This window comes from Bradyrhizobium sp. MOS002 (genome assembly GCF_003020115.1).
Taxonomy (GTDB): Bacteria; Pseudomonadota; Alphaproteobacteria; order Rhizobiales; family Xanthobacteraceae; genus Bradyrhizobium.
Genome location: NZ_PYFX01000001.1, coordinates 930,529 through 952,659 on the forward strand (window position 1 = coordinate 930,529; position 22,131 = coordinate 952,659).

Annotated in this window: 18 protein-coding genes; 4 read left to right on the forward strand and 14 right to left on the reverse strand. The window is 64.7% G+C overall.

All coding sequences use genetic code 11. The features are described 5' to 3' along the window. Window positions 1-10 precede the first annotated feature (10 nt). The 6 genes from C7G41_RS04610 to C7G41_RS04635 all read right to left on the reverse strand — a co-directional run bounded on the left by C7G41_RS04610 (window position 11) and on the right by C7G41_RS04635 (window position 6,093). The gene (locus tag C7G41_RS04610; protein ID WP_199198143.1) at window positions 11-832 is read right to left on the reverse strand and encodes an N-acetylmuramoyl-L-alanine amidase; all 822 of its coding nucleotides are present in this window, start codon (window positions 830-832) and stop codon (window positions 11-13) included. A gap of 3 nt (window positions 833-835) precedes the next feature. After that, window positions 836-2,173: a Rieske 2Fe-2S domain-containing protein gene (locus C7G41_RS04615; protein ID WP_106941419.1), complete on the reverse strand. Its 1,338-nt coding sequence runs from the start codon at window positions 2,171-2,173 to the stop codon at window positions 836-838. A gap of 86 nt (window positions 2,174-2,259) precedes the next feature. Further along, window positions 2,260-3,156, reverse strand: a complete 897-nt coding sequence (locus C7G41_RS04620) for a TauD/TfdA family dioxygenase (RefSeq protein ID WP_106941420.1) — start codon at window positions 3,154-3,156, stop codon at window positions 2,260-2,262. A 156-nt stretch (window positions 3,157-3,312) separates the two neighbouring features. Beyond that, window positions 3,313-4,596 carry a flavodoxin-dependent (E)-4-hydroxy-3-methylbut-2-enyl-diphosphate synthase gene (ispG, locus tag C7G41_RS04625; RefSeq protein ID WP_106941421.1) on the reverse strand — a complete coding sequence of 428 codons (1,284 nt, stop codon included), beginning with the start codon at window positions 4,594-4,596 and terminating at the stop codon, window positions 3,313-3,315. A gap of 12 nt (window positions 4,597-4,608) precedes the next feature. Continuing rightward, window positions 4,609-5,562, reverse strand: coding sequence for a DMT family transporter (locus C7G41_RS04630; RefSeq protein WP_106941422.1), 954 nt, complete (start codon window positions 5,560-5,562; stop codon window positions 4,609-4,611). Between the two features lie 36 nt (window positions 5,563-5,598). After that, window positions 5,599-6,093 (reverse strand): Fur family transcriptional regulator, encoded by a 495-nt coding sequence (locus tag C7G41_RS04635; protein ID WP_007598132.1) that lies wholly within the window; start codon window positions 6,091-6,093, stop codon window positions 5,599-5,601. Between the two features lie 157 nt (window positions 6,094-6,250). Between C7G41_RS04635 and C7G41_RS04640 the strand changes: the two genes are divergently transcribed. Genes C7G41_RS04640 through C7G41_RS04650 form a run of 3 tightly spaced genes read left to right on the forward strand, consistent with a single transcriptional unit; the run spans window position 6,251 to window position 9,462 of the window. Next, window positions 6,251-6,733, forward strand: a complete 483-nt coding sequence (locus C7G41_RS04640; RefSeq protein ID WP_106941498.1) for a MarR family winged helix-turn-helix transcriptional regulator — start codon at window positions 6,251-6,253, stop codon at window positions 6,731-6,733. Next, entirely contained in the window at window positions 6,726-7,901 is a 1,176-nt protein-coding gene (locus C7G41_RS04645) for an HlyD family secretion protein (RefSeq protein ID WP_106941423.1), read from the forward strand. Before C7G41_RS04640 ends, C7G41_RS04645 begins: the two co-directional genes overlap by 8 nt. Before the next feature lie 4 nt (window positions 7,902-7,905). Beyond that, window positions 7,906-9,462: an MDR family MFS transporter gene (locus tag C7G41_RS04650; RefSeq protein ID WP_106941424.1), complete on the forward strand. Its 1,557-nt coding sequence runs from the start codon at window positions 7,906-7,908 to the stop codon at window positions 9,460-9,462. A gap of 161 nt (window positions 9,463-9,623) precedes the next feature. Here C7G41_RS04650 and C7G41_RS04655 read toward each other — a convergent pair whose 3' ends face one another. From C7G41_RS04655 to pcaF, 7 genes are all read right to left on the reverse strand, one after another. Further along, the gene (locus C7G41_RS04655; protein ID WP_106941425.1) at window positions 9,624-10,688 is read right to left on the reverse strand and encodes a phosphotransferase; all 1,065 of its coding nucleotides are present in this window, start codon (window positions 10,686-10,688) and stop codon (window positions 9,624-9,626) included. 77 nt (window positions 10,689-10,765) lie between these two features. Continuing rightward, the gene (locus C7G41_RS04660) at window positions 10,766-12,457 is read right to left on the reverse strand and encodes a methyl-accepting chemotaxis protein (RefSeq protein ID WP_106941426.1); all 1,692 of its coding nucleotides are present in this window, start codon (window positions 12,455-12,457) and stop codon (window positions 10,766-10,768) included. A gap of 226 nt (window positions 12,458-12,683) precedes the next feature. Continuing rightward, a complete protein-coding gene (locus C7G41_RS04665; protein WP_106941427.1) occupies window positions 12,684-14,675 on the reverse strand; it encodes a methyl-accepting chemotaxis protein in 1,992 nt (663 codons plus the stop codon). Window positions 14,676-14,899: 224 nt separating this feature from the next. Next, window positions 14,900-15,490, reverse strand: a complete 591-nt coding sequence (gene pcaG / locus C7G41_RS04670; protein ID WP_106941428.1) for a protocatechuate 3,4-dioxygenase subunit alpha — start codon at window positions 15,488-15,490, stop codon at window positions 14,900-14,902. After that, window positions 15,491-16,192, reverse strand: coding sequence for a protocatechuate 3,4-dioxygenase subunit beta (pcaH, locus tag C7G41_RS04675; RefSeq protein WP_106941429.1), 702 nt, complete (start codon window positions 16,190-16,192; stop codon window positions 15,491-15,493). 91 nt (window positions 16,193-16,283) lie between these two features. Continuing rightward, the gene (locus tag C7G41_RS04680; RefSeq protein ID WP_106941430.1) at window positions 16,284-17,177 is read right to left on the reverse strand and encodes a dioxygenase; all 894 of its coding nucleotides are present in this window, start codon (window positions 17,175-17,177) and stop codon (window positions 16,284-16,286) included. 112 nt (window positions 17,178-17,289) lie between these two features. Further along, window positions 17,290-18,498: a 3-oxoadipyl-CoA thiolase gene (gene pcaF / locus C7G41_RS04685; RefSeq protein ID WP_007598148.1), complete on the reverse strand. Its 1,209-nt coding sequence runs from the start codon at window positions 18,496-18,498 to the stop codon at window positions 17,290-17,292. 216 nt (window positions 18,499-18,714) lie between these two features. Here pcaF and mutS point away from each other — a divergent pair, with 216 nt between their 5' ends. Further along, entirely contained in the window at window positions 18,715-21,453 is a 2,739-nt protein-coding gene (gene mutS, locus C7G41_RS04690; protein WP_106941431.1) for a DNA mismatch repair protein MutS, read from the forward strand. A 10-nt stretch (window positions 21,454-21,463) separates the two neighbouring features. On the opposite strand, the gene C7G41_RS04695 is transcribed toward mutS, so the two are convergent. Beyond that, the coding region (locus tag C7G41_RS04695; protein WP_245446446.1) for a methyl-accepting chemotaxis protein at window positions 21,464-22,131 on the reverse strand (668 nt) is incomplete at its 5' end.

Here is a 22,131-nt window from a genome sequence, read left to right on the forward strand (position 1 = left end):
GCGTGTCTAACTACCGCCTCTCGCAAAACTCCCTCATCGCCACCGCCACGGCGCCCGCAATGATCTCCTGCCGCTCCGGCGAGTTCATCGTCATCTCCTCGTCGCGGTTGATGATGGAGCCCGCTTCGAGCAGCACTGCGGCGCTGCGGGTTTGCGAGAGCACGACGAGCCCGTCATAGCGGTAGACGCCGACATCCTTGTCGAGCAATTGGCGCCGGTAGCGGCCCATCACCGGCAGGGCATATTGGCCGGCATAATGCAGGTCCTGATCCTTCAGCTGCCGGCCGATCATCCGGGCCAGCATCAGGCTCGCAGCGTAGTGCGGATTCCGCTGCGACACGAACAGAGAGTGGCCCGAAAAGCGGTCGCTGAAATAGCTGTTCGCCCCGTCGAACTCCCACCGCTCGATCAGCTTGTCCGGCACCGAATCGTGATGGATCGACAGGAAGAGATCGGCCCGGGCATCATTCGCGGTACCGACGCGTTTGAGCAGGCTCGGCCGCGCCTTGCCGTCCGTGACGAGCAGGCGGGCCGCGGCAAAGCCTTCGGCCTTGAGCTTCGCCGTGATCAGACTTGCAAGCCGGAAGTTGAAGCCGAACTCCGTGTCGTTGCGTGCGCTCAACGCGCCGTAGGAGTCAGGGGTGTGCCCGACATCCACGATGATCCGGAATTTCGACATCTCGCATTTGACCGGCGAGTGCGGCGGCTTGGGTTTCGCGATTTTGCGCGAGAGAGCGGCATGACCGGTGCCTGCAGGCGCCAGCGACCATAGCAAAATCGACGCGACGAGCGTCCAGACGAGACTTGCAACGATGCTGCGCGGCTGCCCCAAGCGCTACTCCGCTGCCGCGAATCGCGGCCGGCCGACAAAGCCTGTGACGTTACCGAAACGCTCCAGCATCACCGCGGAAAGGTCCTTGGCCTTGCTGGTGACGCAGGCGCCCGAGCGCACGGCGTAGCGATCCTGATGCGCGGCGTGCGGCGGCGGCTCGCCCTGTTGAAGCGCCCGTGCCAGCTCCAACACGACTTTCCGGAAATGCATGATGCCGAGATCGGTCGGACCGAGATGCTCGCGGGTGCGGTCGGCGATCGGGCCCTGGCTGTCCTGCACGGCCGCATCCTGCTCGGAGACACCCTTGATGCCGGTGTAGCTCCTGGTCTTCTGCAGCTTGCGGTCGATCAGATAGTCGTTGCCCTTGTGCCGCAGCGGCACGTAATTGTCGCCGACCTCCGCGATCACGCCATTGCCGCGGTCAAAGGCATCACGCTCGGCTTGCGTCAGCGGCCGCTCCGGATTCCAGGCATAGGTGTAGATCCAGCAATTGGTGTCGGTGACGGGCACGAAGGTCTGGCCAAAGATGTTCTCACCCGGCATCGCACTCGGGGCATAGGTGTGGAACGGCATCAGGAACTGCGCGACGCGCCAGTAGATGTTGTCGCCGCCGGTGAGCCGCCCGCCGGCGATGGTGAGGCCTGCTTCGTGCGGGGCGATCTTGATCACAGGGCGCGGATCCTCTGCGATCCAGCGCATGTGATCGCTCGACATTCGCGCGATCGGATTCACGAAATGCTTCTTGATGTCCAAGATCTCGTTCTCCTCCTTGTCGAAGGAGAGATGGGCGAAGGTGAAATGCGCGGTGTCGATCGAGCCTTCCAGCGCCTGCACCCAGTTGCAGTCCTGCCATTTCTTGCTGACGTAGCGGTGCGAAGCCGGCAGCAGCGCCATTTCGAGGTCGGGCAGCTCGGGCATCGCGTCAGCCGGGCCCATATAGGCCCAGATCATCTCGCCCCATTCGCGCACCGGATAGGATTTGATGCGGATGAGATCCTTGGCGTTGAGGTCGGGATAGGACGTCGGCATGTCCACGCACCTTCCGTCGGTGTCGAACTTCCAGCCGTGATAGACGCAGCGGATACCGCATTCCTCATTGCGGCCAAGCCAGAGATTGGCGCCGCGATGCGGGCAGTACTGGTCGATGAGTCCGACAACGCCGCGCGTATCGCGGAAAGCGAGCAGCTCTTCGCCGAGCACGATGATCTTCTTCGGCTCGCCGTCGGGCTCGGGGAGTTCTTCCGACAGCAGCACGGGAATCCAGAACCGGCGCAGCAATTCGCCCATGCCCGTTCCGGGGCCCGACTCGGTCAGGAATTTGTTGTCCTCGGCGCGGAGCATGGAAAACCCTCCCGACGGTCTTCGTTTTCCGCAAGATTGGCGCGGACGTGGGAAGACGTCAACGCGGAACGCGGTGCGCAGGCGGGTTAAACCGGCCGCTCACCCTTCACCGTCACGCGCGTGCCGGAGCGCGTGTGCGGCCAGTAGTCCCACATCGCACGGTGCTGGGTGCAGCGGTTATCCCAAAACGCGATGGCGTTCTCGGTCCAGCGGAAGCGGCACTGGAATAGCGGGTTTTCCGCGTGCTGATAGAGATAGGCAAGCATCGCATCGCTCTCGTCGCGCGGGATGCCGTTGATGTGACGGGTGAAGCCGCGGTTGACGTAGAGCGCCTTCTTGCCGGTGACCGGATGCGTGCGCACCACGGGGTGTTCTGCATTTGGGTAGGACGGACGGTCGGCGACGCCGTAATTGGCGTAGAGCCCGCGATAGATCGGCTCGCCGTCATGCAGCGCGGTCAGCCCGTCGAGATAGGCCTTCATCCGGTCAGACAGCGCCTCATAGGCGGCATACATGTTGGCGAACAGCGTGTCGCCGCCGCGCGGCGGGCACTGCTTGATGTAGAGGATCGAGCCCATCGGCGGCTCGAGATCGCAGGAGACATCGGAATGCCAGCCCTCGCCGTTGGCGCGCGGCGAATTCGCATCCGCATAGATCTTCATCAGCGCCGGGTCTTCATCCTCATGCGGCGCGGCAGGATGGAAATGCAGCTCGCCGAACTTGCGGCCGAAGGCGAGATGCTGTTGTGGCGTGATGTGCTGGTCGCGGAAGAAGATGACGAGGTTTTCGGCGAGCGCGCGATGGACCTCGTCCATCTGGCGGTTGGAGCGGGCATCGTCCGAGACCAGCTTGCCGACGTCGACGCCGGAGATTTCCGCGCCGATGATGGGGGTTAGCTTTTCGACCGCGATAGTTTCATACGGCGCGCCGTCCTCGGCCGTGTGGCGATAGCGCGGACCCTGCTTGCCGGCGAGTGAACTCATGGGCGCTGCTCCCAATCATTATTGATTGGAGGCATGGTAGCCCGGATGGAGCGAAGCGCAATCCGGGAACGGCTTGTCAGGATCTGACGGGCCCCGGATTTCGCTTCGCTCCATCCGGGCTACATTGCAGCGCAAAGCGCGGCGAGCGGAGCTAAATCACTCCGCCGCGGTGACCGGCACCTTGGCGCCCTGGCCGTAGCGCTGCTCGATGTAGTCGATCACGAGCGCCTTGAAGTCGGCGGAGATGGTCGGGCCGCGCAGGGTGCGGAACTTCTTGCCGTCGACGAACACCGGGGCAGCCGGCGCCTCGCCCGTGCCCGGCAGCGAGATGCCGATATTGGCGTGCTTGGATTCGCCGGGGCCGTTGACGATGCAGCCCATCACCGCGACGTTGAGCTCTTCCACGCCGGGATATTTCGTCTTCCAGGTCGGCATCTCGTCGCGGATGAAACCCTGGATCGAGCTGGCCAGTTCCTGGAACGTGGTCGAGGTGGTGCGGCCGCAGCCGGGGCACGCCGCAACCAGCGGCACGAATGTGCGGAAGCCCATGGTCTGCAGGAGCTCCTGGCCGACCTGCACCTCACGGGTGCGGTCGCCGCCGGGCTCCGGCGTCAGCGAAATGCGGATGGTGTCGCCGATGCCCTGCTGCAACAGGATGCCGAGCGCCGCGGATGACGCCACGATGCCCTTGGTGCCCATGCCGGCCTCGGTCAGGCCGAGATGGATCGCGTAATCGGAACGGCTGGCGAGAACCTCGTAGACCGCGATCAGATCCTGCACCGCCGAGACCTTGGCCGACAGGATGATGCGGTTCTTGGGCATGCCGAGCTCTTCGGCGCGCGCCGCCGAGAGCAGCGCCGACTGCACCATGGCTTCGCGCATCACCGCGCGCGCATCGCGCGGATTGGCCGAGGCGGTGTTCTCATCCATCAGCCTGGTCAGCAGTTCCTGATCGAGCGAGCCCCAATTGGCGCCGATGCGGACCGGCTTCTCGTTCTTGTTGGCGATCTCGATGATGTCGGCGAACTGGGTGTCGCGCTTGTCCTTGAAGCCGACATTGCCGGGATTGATGCGATATTTGGCGAGCGCCTCGGCGCAGGCCGGATAGGCCGCGAGCAGCTTGTGGCCGATATAGTGGAAGTCGCCGATCAGCGGCGTGGTGATGCCGCGCTTGAGCAAGCCGTCGCGGATGTGCGGGACGGCGGCGGCGGCCTCCTCACGGTCCACGGTGATGCGGACCATTTCGGAGCCGGCGCGCGCGAGCGCTGCGACCTGGGCAATGGTGCCGTCGATATCGGCGGTGTCGGTGTTGGTCATCGACTGCACGACGATCGGCGCACCGCCGCCGACGGCAACGTCGCCGACCTTGACCTGGGTGGTGTGATGACGCGGCGCAGGCCCCGCGATGTCGGAATCGATGGTGTTTTCGAGCTTGTTCATGGCGTCCAAATATCAGGTTTTGGTGACGTTCAGCAATGCATCGCGCGGCGCCGCAGCGGATTGACTGGGACGGTTAACCAGAAAAAGCCCAGCAATGACAAGGACGGCGGCCGCCCCGAAGGTCAGGTTCAGCGTGTCGTGCATGATGAAATAGCTACCCACCACGCCAAACAAAGGGGTGATGAAGGTAAAAGCCGACAATTTGCTGGCCGAATAGGTCTTCACCAGCGCGAACCAAAGCGTGAACGTGGTTCCCACGACCCAGATCGCCTGGAAGGCCATCAGGCCCAGCGACAGCGGCGACGGGGTGTGCGGGATGGTCTCCCCGAACAGCCAGGCGGCCAGCCCCAGGATCGGGATCGAGGTCGCGACCTGATAGCCCAGCGCCTTCTCGGGCGCGGCGAAGCGCAGCCGCGTTCCCTTGGCAACCAGCGTGGTCGCCGCCCACAGCGCGGCGCCGCCGACGATCATCAGGTCGCCGAGCAGAACGTGCGAATCGACATTGGGCTGCGGCACGCCGATCGCGAGTGCGACGCCGGCAAAGCTAATGGCGAGCCCCAGCCATTGCGTCCCGCCAAGTCGCTCGCCGAGCACCTGATAGGAGCCGAGCGCGACGAAGAACGGCGCGGTGTAGAGGAACACGACCGCCCGCGACGCCGGTGTGAAGCGCAGGCCCTGGAAGATCAGCACGAACTCGATGCCGAACATCAGTCCGGCGATGACGCCCGGCTTCCAGGTGCCGTCGCGCTCGAAGAATTTAACGCCGCGCAGGGTGCCGATGATGAACAGCACCGGCAGCGCGCCCATCGAGCGGAACGTGGCCTGAAGCATCGGCGGAATGTCCGGCAGCACCAGCTTCACCGCGATCTGGTTGAACCCCCAGGTCAGGCACAGCATGAGCATCAGGGCGATGGCGCCGGCACTGAGGGGACGACCGGCGGACGGTATGGCTTGAGGTGAGGACATTTCTTCCTGAAAAACCGGCTTTGCGCCGTTGTTGCTCTATGCAGCTTTCTGACAATGCGCGCAGACGCCCGTGATTTCCACCACGGACAATTTGGGAGCGAAGCCTGAGCTGCGTGCGGCGGCGTTGAGGTCCTTGGCGAAAGATGCCGACGGAATCTCACCGACCAGGCCACAGCGCTCGCAGATCAGGAACGTCACCGCCGAGGTCGCGTCGTGGTCGTGAGCGGCGCAGGCGAGATAGGCGTTGCGGCTTTCGATGCGGTGCACGAGGCCATTGGCCATCAGGAAATCGAGAGCACGATAGACCGTGATCGGCGCCGGCCGCGGCATCGACTTCGCGAGTTCGTCGATCACCTCATAAGCGCCAAGCGGCCGGTGGCTCGAGAGCAGCGCCCCCAACACGTGGCGGCGTATAGGCGTGAATTTCTGCGCGCGCTCTCCGCAGACGGCCTCGGCATGCGCCAGCGCATCCGCGGTGCAGCGGCCGTGATCGTGGTCGGGCGCGGGAAATGCCGGCTTTGCGAGGGTCATGCGACCGGCGTTCTAGCATTTCGAAAGGGGAACCCAAAGCAGGACCAGCGATGCGGCGATCAGCCATGCTCGGCCTGCGGGACAGCGTCCCGCAAAGCCACTATGGAATAATCATAAGCTTGCTTATTATATGCCAAGCTTATTGGAGACCAAGCTCATGAGCCCCGGGCCCGTGGACCAGAATTTCCTGTTTACACTCGCCGAGCTCCATCGCCTGCTCCGGGTTTATGCCGACAAGGAAGCCTCGCGCTTCGGCATCACCCGCGCGCAATGGGCGGTGCTGGCCAAGGTCGAGCGCAGCGAAGGCATGAAGCAGTCGGAGCTCGCCGAACTTCTCGAGGTGCAGCCGATCACGCTGACGCGCCTGATCGATAAACTCTGCGACAGCGACTGGATCGAGCGACGCAACGATCCTTCGGATCGCCGCGTCAAGCGGCTGTACCTGAAGAAGGCCGGGCGGCAGTTGCTCGGGCGGATGAGCGGGCTGAAGTCCGAGCTCACCGCCAGCGCGCTCGACGGCATCACTCCGGCGGACGCCCATCGCCTCCTCACCCAACTCGAAACAATCAAGGAAAACGTGCGGTCCGCGATCCAGACCAGCGGAGCGGAACAAGCGCGTAAGGAGCAGCGCTATGGCTGATCAGGTTCTCAAGTTCCAGCCCGAGCAGAAAATCGACGGCGGCAAGCCCACCAAGAAAGCCGGCACCAATCCGCGTCGCCGCCTGGTGGCCGGCCTGCGCCGCTATCGCCGCGTCCTGCTCCTGGTCGTGCTGCCGGTCGTCGTCGCGGTCGCCGGCTTCACCTTCTATCTCAATGGCGGTCGCTATGTCGGCACCGACGACGCCTATGTCGGCGCGCAGAAGGTGCTGGTAACGCCCGACATCTCCGGCAAAATCCAGAAGGTCGTCGTCAAGGAAGGCCAGATCGTCAAGCACGGCGACGAGCTGTTCGAGATCGACCCCGCTCCGTTCCGTCACACGCTGGAAGAAGCCAAAGCGCAACTCGCCCAGGCCCGCACGACCTATGACAATCTCGTTGCCAACATCAAGATCTACGGCGACATGCTCAATCTCGCCCAACAGGGCGTCGACCTGAAGCAGCGCGACGTCGAGCGCAAGCAGGCGCTGGTGAAGAATAATTACGGCTCGCAGCTGGACCTCGACAACGCGTCGAATGCACTGGTCACCGCCGGTGCACAGGCGCAATTCATCAAGCAGCAACTCTCCAATGCCAGGACCCAATTGCTCGGCAATCCCGAATTGCCGCTGGAGCAGTTCCCGGCCTATGCGCAAGCGAAAGCCAAGCTGGACGAGGCCCAGCGCAACCTTGACCACACCGTGCTGCGCGCGCCGATGGATGGCGTGGCAACACAGGTCGAGCAGATCCAGCTCGGCCGCTACGTCGCCGCCGGCACGCCGGTGTTCTCCATCATCGACGTCGCCCATCCCTGGGTCGACGCCAATCCGAAGGAGAGCGACCTCACCTACGTCACCGAAGGACAGCCGGTCACGCTCGAGGTCGACGCGTTTCCGAACCATATCTTCAAGGGCAAGATCGGCTCGCTCTCGCCCGGCACCGGCGCGCAATTCGCGATCCTGCCGCCGCAGAACGCCAGCGGCAATTTCGTCAAGGTGGTGCAGCGCGTGCCGATCCGCATCTATTTCGACGAGACCGACAAATCCGTGCGCAAGCTGAAAGCCGGCATGAGCGTCTACGCCACCATTGACACCGGCCACCAGCGCTCGCTCGCCGGCCTCCTCGGCCTGTCGGCGACCGCGAGCCAGGACAAAGATCAGGACAAGGACTAACCCTATGGCGGAGTCCAATCCCGCCCTTATGGTTCCCGGCCTGCGCCGGAACATGGTGACGATCTGCGCCATGACGGCAACGATTATGCAGGCGCTCGACACCACCATTGCCAACGTCGCCCTGCCCTACATGCAGGGCACGCTGTCGGCCTCGCAGGACCAGATCAACTGGGTGCTGACCTCCTACATCGTCGCCGCCGCGATCATGACGGCGCCGGTGGGCTGGATCGCCAACCGCTTCGGCCGCAAGCGCATCTTCATCATCTGCTCGGCCGGCTTCACCTTCGCGTCGGTGCTGTGCGGGCTTGCGCAGGACATCAACCAGATGGTGCTTTTCCGCCTGCTGCAAGGCGTGTTCGGCGCGGCGCTGGTGCCATTGTCGCAATCGGTAATGCTCGACTATTACACGCTCCAGGAACGCGCCAAGGCGATGTCGATCTGGGGCATGGGCGTGATGATGGGGCCGATCATGGGCCCATCGCTCGGCGCCTGGCTGACCGAGACTTATTCCTGGCATTGGGTGTTCTTCGTCAATTTGCCGTTCGGCGCCATCACCGTGATCGGGCTGATCATCTTCATGGACGAGACCCGGAAGGATCTCAGCCTCAGATTCGACTGGTTCGGCTTCGCGGCGCTGGCGGTCGCGATCGGCTCGCTTCAGCTCGCGCTCGACCGCGGCGAGCAATTGGGCTGGCTCGAATCGGGCGAGATCATTGCGGAGTTCATCGTCTCGGCCGTCGCCTTCTACTTCTTCATTGCGCACTCCTTCACGACCTCGACGCCGTTCATCCGCTTCGCGCTGTTCAAGGATCGCAATTTCGTCACCGGCTGCATGTTCATGGTCGTGATGGGCCTCGTGCTGTTCTCGACCATGGCGCTGGCCTCGCCCTACATGCAGAACGTGATCGGCTATCCCATCATCACCGCGGGCCTGCTGCTGGCGAGCCGCGGCTTCGGCACCTTCTTCGCCATGATGCTGGTCGGCCGCATGATGCGTTATGTCGAGGCCCGCACGCTGATCATCACGGGCCTGACACTGACCGCGGGCTCACTGTTCCAGATGACCGGCTGGACTGATTTGACGCAGGTGCCGGAGATCGTGACCGTCAGCGTCATCCAGGGCTTCGGCTTCGGCCTGGTCTTCGTGCCGCTATCGACGGTGGCGTTTCTGACCTTGTCGAATGAGCTGCGCACCGACGGCACCGCGATGCTGACCCTGATGCGCAACGTCGCGAGCTCGGTGGGCATTTCCGTCGTCATCGCCCAGCTTACGCAGGGCACGCGGCGGACCTATGCGATCCTGTCCGAGCACATCAACCCGTTCAACCATGCGCTCCAGATGCCCAGCGTCAGCGGCATGATCAATCTCTCCACCGACGCCGGCCGCGCCATGGCCGACCGCATGGTCAGCGTGCAGGCGCAGATCATCGCCTTCGCGCATGACTACGAGCTGGTGATGTTCTTCATCCTCTGCACCATCCCGCTCGCCCTGCTGATCGGCTCGACCAAGGCCACCCTGCGCAAGCAGGCGGCGGGGCCGGAACATGCGGTGATGGAGTAGACCTTCACTGTCGTCCTGGACAAGCGAAGCGCAGATCCAGGACCCATTACCCCAAGGAGGAGTTTGGCGGTAACTCGTGGTTACCAACCTCGCACCACAACCTTTCCCTGGGGTAATGGGTCCTGGCTTTCGCCAGGACGACGGCGAGCGTGGAGCACCGCCTAACCCAAAAGCTCCTCGCAGCCCAGATCCTCGACCGCCATCATCACGCGCTCCAGATTATTCCACCAGATCACCGGCGGGATGTTGATGCTCCATTGCCGGACCGGCTTGGTGATGTGCCAGAGCACCGACCAGCGATAGTCCCGATCGAGTGCGCCACGCGTATAGCCGCTGACGCCGTGCGCGATCAGCGTGTCGTGGTAATGGTTGAGCAGAAGACGTTCGAACGCCTGCCGGCGTTCCGGATACCAGTGCAGCGCCACCATGTAGGCGAGGTCGTGGGTCGGCACGTTGATATCCCACAGGTCGAAGTCGAAGATGCGGACAGTGTCGGACACGCCGGCACGCGGCAGCAGAAAATTCCAGATATGGGCATCGCCATGGGTGACGGTGAGATGTCGGTGCGAATGGTAGCGCAGTGACAACCTGTCGGACTGATCGATGAAGCGGCGGTAGAGCGTGCGCCGCTCTTCACTGAGACGATCGCCGAGCTGATCAGCGAACCGGTCGTAATGGGATGCGAACGTTTCCATATGCTCGGCGGTATCGTCGGTGCTCGCCCAGATCCCGACGGTCTCGCCGAGACCAGCATGATCCCACCACGCCGCGTGCCAGCGTGCGAGCGCGGCGACGATGGCCATCGCCTGACCGTGCGATGGCGGCAGCGGCCATTGGGTCGCGATCTCGTGGCTATCGGTGAGATCCTCCAGCAGGAGATGCCAGGCGAGGCTCTCCTCGTCGAAATTCCCGTCAAAGCAGCGCGGCACCAACTGCGCGGGCGTTCTGGGTGCGAGCTGTCTGTAGTAGGCCACCTCGTGGCGACCGGCATTCGCCAGCGGCTTGGCGAACGCGGCATGCGGCGTCTTGAGAATCAGAGACTGCGGCGAGCCGGCGGATTCCCCGACATAGCGCAGACCGAGTCGGGTGATATGCGACACGACCGTGTCGCGCTCATGCAGGACCTTGACCTCGCGCACGGCACCGGCGTCCAGTACGCCGGCCTTGCGCAGCGCCGCGGTGAGATTTGCCGCGTCCGCCACCTCCGGCAATCGTATATCTGTCATGAGCGCCCGACCCCCGTCGCGTTGCTCCATTCTGCACAACCGCGCTGCCGGGCGCCAGCGGCCTCAGCAGCCCCGGCTCAAGCCGCGGCGGTTGAGTCGCGCACAGTCCTGACGACAACCGACCGGAGCTGTTCGAGATTGGCCGCCATGCCGGCGATCGCCTGCCTGACCTCCGCGGCGCGCTCGTTCACGGAGGCGGCGTCGCGGCTGACATCGCCGATCTTGGCCGAGACCTCCTTGGCCGCGGAAGCCGATTCGGAGATCGACCGCGAGATCTCTCTCGTCGCGGCATCCTGTTCTTCCATCGCGGCGGCAACCGAGGTGGCAACGCCGTCGATCTCGACGATGTGGCCTCCCATGGTTTCGACGGCGCCGACCGCGGCCTGCGTCGAGGCCTGGATCTCGGCAATCAGCCGCGCGATTTCCTCGGTGGATTTGGCGGTCTGGTCGGACAGGGATTTCACTTCGGCCGCGACCACCGCGAAGCCACGGCCGGCTTCCCCGGCGCGCGCCGCCTCGATCGTGGCGTTGAGTGCCAGCAGATTGGTCTGGCCGGCGATGCCGCCGATGAGGTCGGAGACCTCGGCGATCTTCTTCACCGATCCGGCCAGCGCCTGGATGGTCGAGCGCGCCTGTTCCCGACCGGCGACCGCCGATTTTGTAACCGTGCTGGTCCGCGCGACCTGGGCTGCGATCTCGCGGATCGAAGCACTGAGTTCTTCGGCCGCGGCCGAGACGGTCTGCGAGCTGGCCAGGGCCTGGGTGGAGGCGGCTGCAACCGCTTGCGACTGTGTCGAGAGCGACCTTGCGATGTCGGACAGACTGGAGGCGGCACGCTCCACGCCTTGCGTCGCCGCGCTCGCGGTGTCGACCGAGCGGCCGGTCTCGCGCTCGACGGTTTCGGCCATCTGGTGCAGGGCGCCGCGCTTGGCGAGCGCCGCCTCCTGCTCCTTCTGCAACTGCTCCTCGCGCAGGCGGGAATTCTCGACCGCGGACTGCTTGAACACCAGGAGCGCACCCGCCATCGAGCCGACCTCGTCCTGGCGGTGCGCGAAAGGGATGTCGGCGGCGAGATCGCCGGTCGCGAGCTTTTGCATCGCGCCGGTCATGCGCACGATCGGGCGGACCACGCCGAGGGCGACGCCGAGCAAGCCCGCCGCAGTGAAGGTGAGGACGGCGGCGGCAACGCCGAGGAGGATATAAAGCATGGAGCTGTCGCGGTCCGCGGCCAGCTTCTCCATGTCGGCATTCTGCTTGTTGGCGCTCTCGACAATGCTGTCGATGACGGCGCGATGCGCGGTGTAGGCGTCCTTGAGCTGCGCGTAGGCGCGCTCGGAGGCGGGCGTGTCCTTGGCCTTGAGGGCGGGCAGGAGCTGGTCGGACAACAGCTTCCAGAACTTCTGCACCTCGGCGTCGGATTTCGACACCAGGGCCGTCTTCAGGTCGGCCGAGAGACTGGAGGTGACCCAGAATGCCTTGCGCTCGTCGTAGTCCTTGCGGAGCTGGACCAGGCGTTCGCCATGGGCCGCCAGCTGGTCGGGCTCGCGCATTGCGAGAGTGGCCTCGAGGTAGGCCTCGATCACATATTCCGGCGGCGGCAGGATGTCGGCGATGAGATCGTTGCCCAGCTTGATGTCGGAATAGAGCGGGCCGCCGACCTTGAGCTCTTTCAAGGCGTAGAGGCTGGTGGCGACCACGGCGGTGAAACCGATGGCCAGAACGATTCCAAACGCGACAATCGCGGAGGATAACGACAGGCGAATTTTCATGAAAAATCCCGGGCACGCTTGAAATCCGTGGGGATCTTAGATCAATACGGTAAATACGGAATTGCAGCGCCGGACGTCGTCGTGAGGAAAACTCCGCAATTGTACGGGCGGGAGCGTCGAATTATCGTTTTTGAGTCAGCCAAGCTGACGCATGGCCGTAAGAGAATCCTTACATCGACCACGCAGGCTGCGGCTCGCCGGCCAGACCGTGAACCGTGTCTTGCACTCAGGCTGCCGCGGCCGCGCCGAAATTGCGTGCCAACCAGCCGGAAAAGTCGGCCTTCTGACCGGCATCCAGCGTGAAGGCAACATGCGCGGCCTCGCCGTCATGGGAGCGCACACCGAACGGCAAGGGCAGCGCGAGGCTCTTGATTCGCAACACACCGGTTTCGCCGACCTTGATCTGGGGCGCGCAACGGAGCCAGGCGCCGCCGTCCGATATATCTACCAGTCTCGTCGCATGAACGGCCCGCGCGCCGTCGGTCACCGAGACTTCCAAATCGGTTGGGTAGCGCGGGCTCGAACGTCGATCGACTTCAGTTGTCGAACCGCGCACCGTCCGAACCAGGATGGTCTGCAGTGACGCGAGGTTCGACGATACGCTTGAGATTCCCTGACGCATCTCGGACGCACGCTGATTGACGGAATCGGCATCGCGGCTCACATGCGCAATCTTGGCGGAAACTTGCTTGGCAGCAGATGCCGATTCAGAGATCGAGCGCGCGATCTCGCGCGTTGCGGCATCCTGCTCCTCCATCGCGGCCGCGACCGAGGTCGCGACACCGTCGATCTCGACGATATGGCCGCCCATCTCTTCGACGGCGGCCACGGCGGCGTCGGTCGAGCCTTGAATCTCGGCGATCAGGCGCGCGATCTCCTCGGTCGATTTGGCGGTCTGGTTGGACAGCGACTTGACCTCGGCGGCGACCACCGCAAAGCCGCGTCCGGCGTCGCCGGCACGTGCCGCCTCGATCGTGGCGTTCAGCGCCAGCAGATTGGTCTGGCCGGCGATGCCGCCGATGAGGTCGGAGACATCGGCGATCTTCTTCACCGAGCCTGACAGGGCGTGGATGGTCGCACGCGCCTGCTCGCGGCCCGCGACGGCCGATTTTGTCACCTGGCTTGCGCGCGCAAGCTGGCTTGTGATCTCGCGGATCGAGGCGGTGAGTTCTTCGGCGGCTGAGGAGACGGTTTCCGCGCTGGCCAACGCCTGCTCGGAGGCAGCCGCGACGGCCTGCGATTCCGTCGACAGACCGTGGGCGATCTCTGACAAATTCGACGCGGCCCGCTCCACGCCTTGCACCGCGCCGGCGGCGGTTGCGACAGAAGCCCCGGTTTCGCGTTCAACGGTCTCGGCCATGCCGAGCAGCGCAGAGCGCTTGGCAACGGCGGACTGCTCTTCGACGCGGAGTTGTTCCTCACGCAGCTTGGCATTGTCCAGCGCGCCCTGCTTGAAAACCGCGAGTGCGCTCGCCATCGAGCCGACTTCATCGCGACGATCAGCATAGGGCACCTCCGCCGTGAGATCTCCGGTCGCGAGCTGCTGCATGGCGCCGGTCATTCGGACGATCGGACGGACGACCCCGAGAGCGACGAAGGCAAGACCACCCGCGATCAGCGCGAGCACGGCAGCGGACACGCCCCACACAACATAGGAGATCGAGGCGTCGCGATCGGCGGCAAGCTTCTCCATGTCCGCGTTCTTCTTGTTGGCGCCCTCGACGATACCGTCGATAACGCCGCGGTGCACGGCGTACGTATCTTTGAGTTGGGCGTAGGCGCGCTCGGCGGCGGCTCCATCCTTGCCTTTCAGCGCCGGCAGGAGCTGATCCGAGACGAGCTTCCAGAACTTCTGCACCTCGGCATCCGATTTCGCGACCAGCGCGGTCTTCAGGTCCGGGGAAAGACTCGAGCCGCTCCAGAACGTCTTGCGGTCCTCATAGTCTTTGCGGAGCTGAACTAGCCGCTCGCCATGAGCGGTAAGTTGATCCGGCTCGTGCATCGCCAATGTTGCTTCGAGATAGGCTTCGAGCACATAGGCCGGCGGCGGCAGGATGTCTGCAATGAGATCGTTGCCGAGCTTGATGTCGGAATAGAGCGGTCCGCCAATTTTGAGTTCGCGCAGCGCGTAGTTGCCGCTGGCGACGACGGCCGCGAAGCCGAGCACGAGCAGACCACCGAATGCGATGATGGCCGAGGAGATCGACAGACGCTTCATGAAATTACCCGAGCATGAGTTGCTCAACTCATATCGGGTTGGCCTCAACAGAGATTGAATTGCGCTGTCGGAATCCGGCACGAAAGTCTCCGTACGATGCCGGAGGTCGCTAGGCTGCGTCGCAAATGCTCGATACCAAAATACCGGTGATTTGCTCGCCGAGAAGGGAATGCCCGGGGACGGGCCCGGGCATCACAACAAAAGCGTCGCCAAGTCCCGTCGCGTCACACGTCGAAAAACACCGTTTCGTTGTCGCCCTGAAGCCGCAGGTCGAGCCGGTACACCGGCTTGCCGGCCTCCCGCACTGCCGTCAGCGTAGCGCGACGGTCGGCGGGCACCACCGCCAGGACGGGATCGGCGGCATTGCCGGCCTCGTCGCCGAAGTAGATGCGGGTATAGAGATGCCGCAGCATGCCGCGACCAAACACCGCAAGCAGGATATGCGGTGCCTGCGGCTTGCCGTCGGGATCGGGAACCGCGCCCGGCTTGATGGTTTCAAAGGAATAATAGCCGTCCTTGTCGGTGCCGCAGCGGGCAAAGCCACGGAAGCTCGCATTCGGCAGCGCGCGTTTGTCCTGCGGATCGGCGAAGCGCCCCTGCGCATCGGCCTGCCAGATCTCCAGCATGACATCGGGCACGGCGACGCCATCGCCGTCGAACACGCGGCCCTCGATCCGGACGCGATCGCCGGTGACGTCGGGCGTCAGTGTCGAGTTGGTGAACGCATCGTTCCAGGCGTACTCGCCGGTCGGCGTCAGGCCGTATTTGAAGAACGGGCCGACGGTCTGCGACGGCGTGATCCCATTGTCCTGCACTTAATGGTTCTCCATAGGGGTGGCGTTCTTGCCGCGCAGCACGATGTCAAAGCGGTAGCACAGCGCCCATTCAGGCTGGGTGTTCTCGAGATCGAACGACGACACCATCCGCGCCCGCGCCTTCTCGTCCGGCACCGAATTGAAGATCGGATCGAACGGGAATAGCGGATCGGCCGGGAAATACATCTGCGTCACGAGACGCGTGACGAAGGAATGGCCGAACACCGAGAGATGGATGTGTGCGGGACGCCAGGCGTTGTGATGGTTGCCCCAGGGATAGGCGCCAGGCTTGATCGTGACAAAGCGATAGTAACCGGAGGCGTCGCTCACGGTACGACCGGCGCCCGTAAAGTTGGGATCGAGCGGCGCCGGATGCTGGTCGCGGACGTGGACGTAGCGCCCGCAGGAATTGGCCTGCCAGATCTCGACCAGCGAGTTCGACACGCCGCGGCCATCCTCGTCGCGCACATGGCCGTGCACAATGATGCGTTCGCCGAGCGGCTCGCCGGTGTGCTGGGTGGTGAGGTCATTGTCGCCCTCGCGCACGGTCTCGTGGCCGTAGACCGGTCCGGTCAGCTCCGACAGCGTATGGCGCATCGGGATCAAGGGCTTGCTCGGCGCGCGCTTGATCGAACTCTTGTACTCGGGCGACAGCGGCAGCGGATGCGCCGCGTTGCTGTCGACGGGATAGATGAATGTCATTGGCGAACTCCTCCCCGGCCCTTTTCCGACCGGTCAACGCTTCCGCCAATCATTATAGGATATAACTAATTGGGGGAAGCGACTTTGAGCCCTATTTGATCGGCGGACGCGGCAGGACGGCCTCGCCGGCTTCGAGCCGGTAGACATGGTCGAGCGAATACCAGGGCGTCGCGACGTCGCGCCCGGTCGGATGCGGCGTGTCATGGCGCAGGAACTTGCCGACCAGTGCCTTCGTCACGCCGAACTGCACGTCGCTATCGATATGCGGATCGGCGGGGTCGTAGACCTGCGAGATCAACACCTTGAATCCGGGCTTGAAGACCAACGCGTGCAGGTGCGCGGGACGATAGGGATGCCGGCTCTGCGCCTCCAGGAGGCGGCCGACCACGCCGTCGGTCGGAATGGGATAGCCGATCATCATCACGGAGCGGAAAGAGAAGCCTCCGTCCTGGTCGGTCGTAAACTTGCCGCGCAGGTTCATGTCGGCCTGCTCGGGGTCCTGGTTTTCATAGAGACCAACCGGCGACGCGTGCCAGACGTCGACCTCGGCGCCGGCGACGGGACGGCCGTCCTTGTCCACAACGCGGCCGTTGACGAACAGCGGCGCGCCCGGCGTCTCGGAGCGGACGATCGATCCGCCATTTTCCACCCGCGGCGAATTCAGCCGCCAGAACGGCCCGAGCAGCGACTGGTCGGTTTCCGTGTTGCCCTGATCGCCATTGTTCAGCAGGCACACCAGCGACGAGACGCCGAGCGAGCCTGCCAACAGCACGACCTCGTTATGCGTGTCGGTCGAGAGCTTGCCGAGTTCGGCGATAACAGCCGCGGCGTCGCGGAATTCCTTCTCGGTCAGGCGAACGTCGCGAACAAAACCGTGCAGATGCTTGACCAGGGAGACCATGATCTGGCGCAGCCGGGGATCGGATGTCTGCTCCATCACCGCCAATGCCGCGGCCGTGACGTCCTGCTCGCGCGCGATGATCATGGGCTACTTTCTCCCTGCCGTTCCGGGGCAGCCCGACAGGGCTGAACCCGGAATCTCGAGATCCCGGAGTCCGCTCTAACGAGCGGCTCCGGGATGACGGGACGCTGTCCCGTCAGTTCAGCTTCTCGATCGCGACAGCCACGCCCTGACCGACGCCGACGCACATGGTGGCGAGCGCCAGTTTGCCGCCGCGCTTTTCCATGCCGTGCACCGCCGTGAGCGCGAGGCGCGCGCCGCTCATGCCGAGGGGATGACCGAGCGCGATCGCGCCGCCATGCGGATTGACGAAATCGGCATCGTCGGCAACGCCGAGCTGGCGCATGCAGGCGATACCCTGCGAGGCGAAGGCCTCGTTGAGCTCGATCAGGTCGAAATCACTGATCTTCTTGCCGAGACGCTCCATCAGCTTGCGGGTGGCGGGCACCGGGCCGATGCCCATGATGCGCGGCGGCACGCCGGCCGAAGCGAGGCCGAGGATGCGCGCGCGCGGCGTCAGGCCGTGCTTCTTCACGGCAGCCTCGGACGCCAGGATCATCGCGGCGGCACCGTCATTGACGCCGGAGGCGTTGCCGGCGGTCACCGTGCCGGGATTGCGCACGATCGGCCTGAGCTTCGTCAGGGCTTCGAGCGTGGTCTCGGGGCGCGGATGCTCGTCCTTGTCGACGGTAACAGGGCCGGCCTTGCCGCCGGGAATGGTGATCGGGATGATTTCTTCGGCGAAATAGCCGGCCGCGATCGCGGCGCCCGCGCGCTGCTGCGAGCGGATCGCGAAGGCGTCTTGATCGGCGCGCGAGACCTGGAATTCCTCGGCGACGTTCTCGCCGGTCTCGGGCATCGCGTCGACGCCATACTGCGCCTTCAGCAGCGGATTGATGAAGCGCCAGCCGATCGTGGTGTCGAATATCTCAGCCGAGCGCGAGAACGCTTCCTGCGCCTTGCCCATCACGAAGGGCGCGCGCGTCATGGATTCGACGCCGCCGGCAATCGCAAGCTCGATCTCGCCGGAACGGATAGCACGGCCGGCGGCACCGACCGCATCGAGGCCGGAGGCACAGAGGCGGTTCAGGGTCTGGCCCGGAACCGAATCCGGCAGGCCCGCCAGCAGGAGCGCCATGCGTGCCACGTTGCGGTTGTCTTCGCCGGCCTGGTTGGCACAGCCGAAGAAGACCTCGTCAACCTGCGCCCAATCGAGATTGGGGTGCTTGGCCATCAGCGCCTTGATCGGGGCCGCCGCAAGGTCGTCGGCACGCACCTTGGCGAGCGAGCCGCCAAAACGGCCGATCGGGGTCCGCACGGCATCGCAGATAAAGACGTCACGCATCGTTGTTCTCCCTGAATGCCGCGATCCGGCCTAAATTCTTCAATGTCGACGGAGTTTTAGGAGGGCGCCTGCGGCAGGTCAATTGACCGATACGCGCTTGTTCCGAGGGGTGCGCACGCGAGTTGCGCATGCCGCGGTGCGGACAACGTGGAAAACCTCCCCTCGCCGGCCAAAGCGATAGGAGCGCGGGGTGAAATTTTGTAGGTTGCGCCGCCCATGACAATGCAACAACCGATCCCTGTACCGCCCCCCGACGATACGCCCGCGCCGCAGGCGGAAGCTGCCGCGCGCGTCACGCCGATGATGGAACAGTACCTTGAAATCAAGGCGGCGCATCAGGGCCTCCTGCTGTTCTACCGGATGGGCGACTTTTACGAGCTGTTCTTCGAGGACGCCGAGATCGCCTCCAGGACACTCGGCATCGTCCTGACCAAGCGCGGCAAGCATCAAGGCGCCGATATCCCGATGTGCGGCGTGCCGGTCGAGCGTTCCGAGGACTATCTGCATCGCCTTATCACCGCCGGCCACCGGGTCGCGGTGTGCGAGCAGACCGAGGATCCCGCCGCCGCCAGGGCGCGCGGCAACAAGAGCGTCGTGCGCCGCGGCGTGGTGCGCCTGGTCACGCCGGGCACGCTGACCGAGGACACGCTGCTCGACGCGCGCGCCAACAATTACCTTCTGGCGCTCGCGCGCGCGCGCTCATCAGCGGGTGGCGACCGCTTTGGCCTCGCCTGGATCGACATCTCGACCGCCGAATTCACGGTGACGGAATGTTCGGGCGGCGAACTCGCCGCGACGCTGGCGCGCATCAATCCGAACGAGGTGATCGTCACCGACGCGCTCTATAACGATAGCGAGCTCGGACAGACCCTGCGCGAGCTGCCGGCGGTGACGCCGCTGACCCGCGACGTCTTCGACGGCGCCACCGCCGAGAAGCGGCTGTGCGACTATTTTGCCGTCGCGACCATGGACGGACTGTCCCAGCTCACGCGGCTGGAAGCCACTGCCGCCGCCGCCGCCGTCACCTATGTTGACCGCACCCAGGTCGGCAAACATCCGCCGCTGTCGCCGCCTGCGCGCGAAGCCTCGGGTGCGACCATGGCGATCGATCCCGCCACCCGCGCCAATCTCGAACTGACGCGGACGCTGGCCGGAGAACGCCGCGGCTCGCTGCTCGATGCGATCGACTGCACGGTGACCTCAGCCGGCTCGCGCCTGCTGGCACAGCGGCTTGCCGCGCCGCTGACCGATGCGGCGGCGATTGCGCGGCGGCTCGATGCCGTCGGCAGCTTCGTTGCCGACTCGGCCGCGCGCGAGGACATCCGCAGCATCCTGCGCGGCGCCCCTGACATGTCGCGGGCGCTGGCCCGTATATCCGTCGGCCGCGGCGGGCCGCGCGACCTCGCCGGCCTGCGCGACGGCATCATCGCCGCCGACCAGGTGCTGGCGCGGCTCGGCGAACTCGACCAGCCGCCGCAGGAGATCGCCGTGGTGATGGCGGCGCTGCAAAGGCCATCGCGCGAGCTCGCGGCGGAATTCGCCAGGGCGCTCGACAATCAACTGCCGCTGATCAAGCGCGACGGCGGCTTCGTTCGCCAGGGCTATGAGCCGGCGCTGGACGAAACGCGAAACCTGCGCGACGCCTCGCGCCTGGTGGTGGCCTCGATGCAGGCGCGCTACGCCGACAACACGGGTGTGAAGGGTCTCAAGATCCGGCACAACAACGTGCTCGGCTATTTCGTCGAGGTCACCGCGCAGCACGGCGACAAGCTGATGTCGGCGCCGCTGAACGCAACCTTCATCCACCGTCAGACGCTGGCCGGCCAAGTCCGCTTCACCACCTCGGAGCTTGGAGAGATCGAAGCCAAGATCGCCAATGCCGGCGACCGCGCACTCGGGCTCGAGCTCGAAATTTTCGAGCGGCTCTGCGCCAAGGCTTTGGCAATCAGCGAGGAGCTGCGCGCCGCCGCCCACGCCTTTGCGCTGCTCGACGTCGCGACGTCGCTGGCAAAGCTGGCAATCGACGAGAACTATGTGCGGCCCGAGGTGGATTCGTCTCTGGGCTTCGCCATCGAGGCCGGCCGCCATCCGGTGGTCGAGCAGGCCTTGAAGCGCAATGGCGAGCCGTTCATCGCCAATGCCTGCGACCTCTCGCCGGGCCCTGCGCAAAAGTCCGGCCAGCTCTGGTTGCTGACCGGCCCAAACATGGCCGGTAAATCGACCTTCCTGCGCCAGAACGCGCTGATTGCGTTGCTCGCCCAGATCGGCAGCTTCGTGCCGGCGACACGCGCGCGGATCGGCATCATCGACCGCCTGTTCTCGCGTGTCGGCGCTGCCGACGATCTCGCCCGCGGCCGTTCCACCTTCATGGTCGAGATGGTCGAGACGGCCGCGATCCTCAACCAGGCCGGCGAGCGCGCGCTCGTGATCCTCGATGAAATCGGCCGCGGCACCGCGACCTTCGACGGTCTCTCGATCGCCTGGGCCGCGATCGAGCACCTGCACGAGAGCAACCGTTGCCGCACGCTGTTCGCCACGCACTATCACGAACTGACCGCGCTCTCCGCAAAACTGCCGCGGATGTTCAACGCGACCGTGCGGGTGAAGGAATGGCAGGGCAACGTCGTGTTCCTGCACGAGGTATTGCCGGGTTCGGCCGATCGCTCCTACGGCATCCAGGTCGCCAAGCTCGCGGGCCTGCCGCCGGCCGTGATCACGCGCGCCAAATCGGTATTGGCGAAGCTGGAAGCCCAGGACCGCGGCCAGACCGCGCGCGCCCTCGCCGACGATCTGCCCCTGTTCGCCGTGCCCTCACGCGCCGCCGCGGAAGCCGCACCGCCGAGCGAAGCCGAACTGCTGATGGACGCGGTGAAGGCGCTGCATCCGGACGAGATGTCCCCGCGCGAAGCGCTGGAGGCGCTGTATGCGTTGAAGGCCAAGCTGCCGAAGCAGTGACGATCCCGGCTTACGCCCTTGCCGCGATCGCCGCCGCTTCCGCCGCTGCGCGCTGCATGCTGTTCGACATCTCGTTCGTTACCGTGCTCTGCTCCTCGACGGCGGCCGCAGTCGACGTCACATATTCGCTGACACTTGTGATCGCCTGCTTGATCGAGCCGAGCGCGCTGACGACGTCACCGGAGATGCCGTTGAGGCTGCCGATCTCCGCGCCGATCTTGTCAGTGGCCTGCTTGGCCTGGTTGGCGAGGCTCTTCACTTCGGAAGCGACCACGGCGAAGCCGCGGCCGGCTTCGCCGGCGCGGGCGGATTCGATCGTGGCGTTGAGCGCCAGCAGGTTGATCTGGCCCGTGATGTTGTTGATGAGCTCGACGATGCCGCTCATCGCCTGGGCTGCCTCGGTGAGGCGCTGGGCCTGCGCGTCGGCGGAAGCGACCTGCTCCACCGCGCTCATCGCAGTCTCCCGCGATTTGGTCATGGCCTCGGAAATCTCCCGCACCGAGGCGTTCAGCTCTTCCGATCCGGCGGCGACCGATTCCATCATGCCGCGGACTCGCTCGTTGCCCATGCGGACCAGCACCTGCTTCGTGACGTCGGTCGCATATTTCACGACCTTGAACGGCTTGCCGTTGAGATCCATGATCGGGTTGTAGGAGGCCTGGATATAGACCTCCCTGC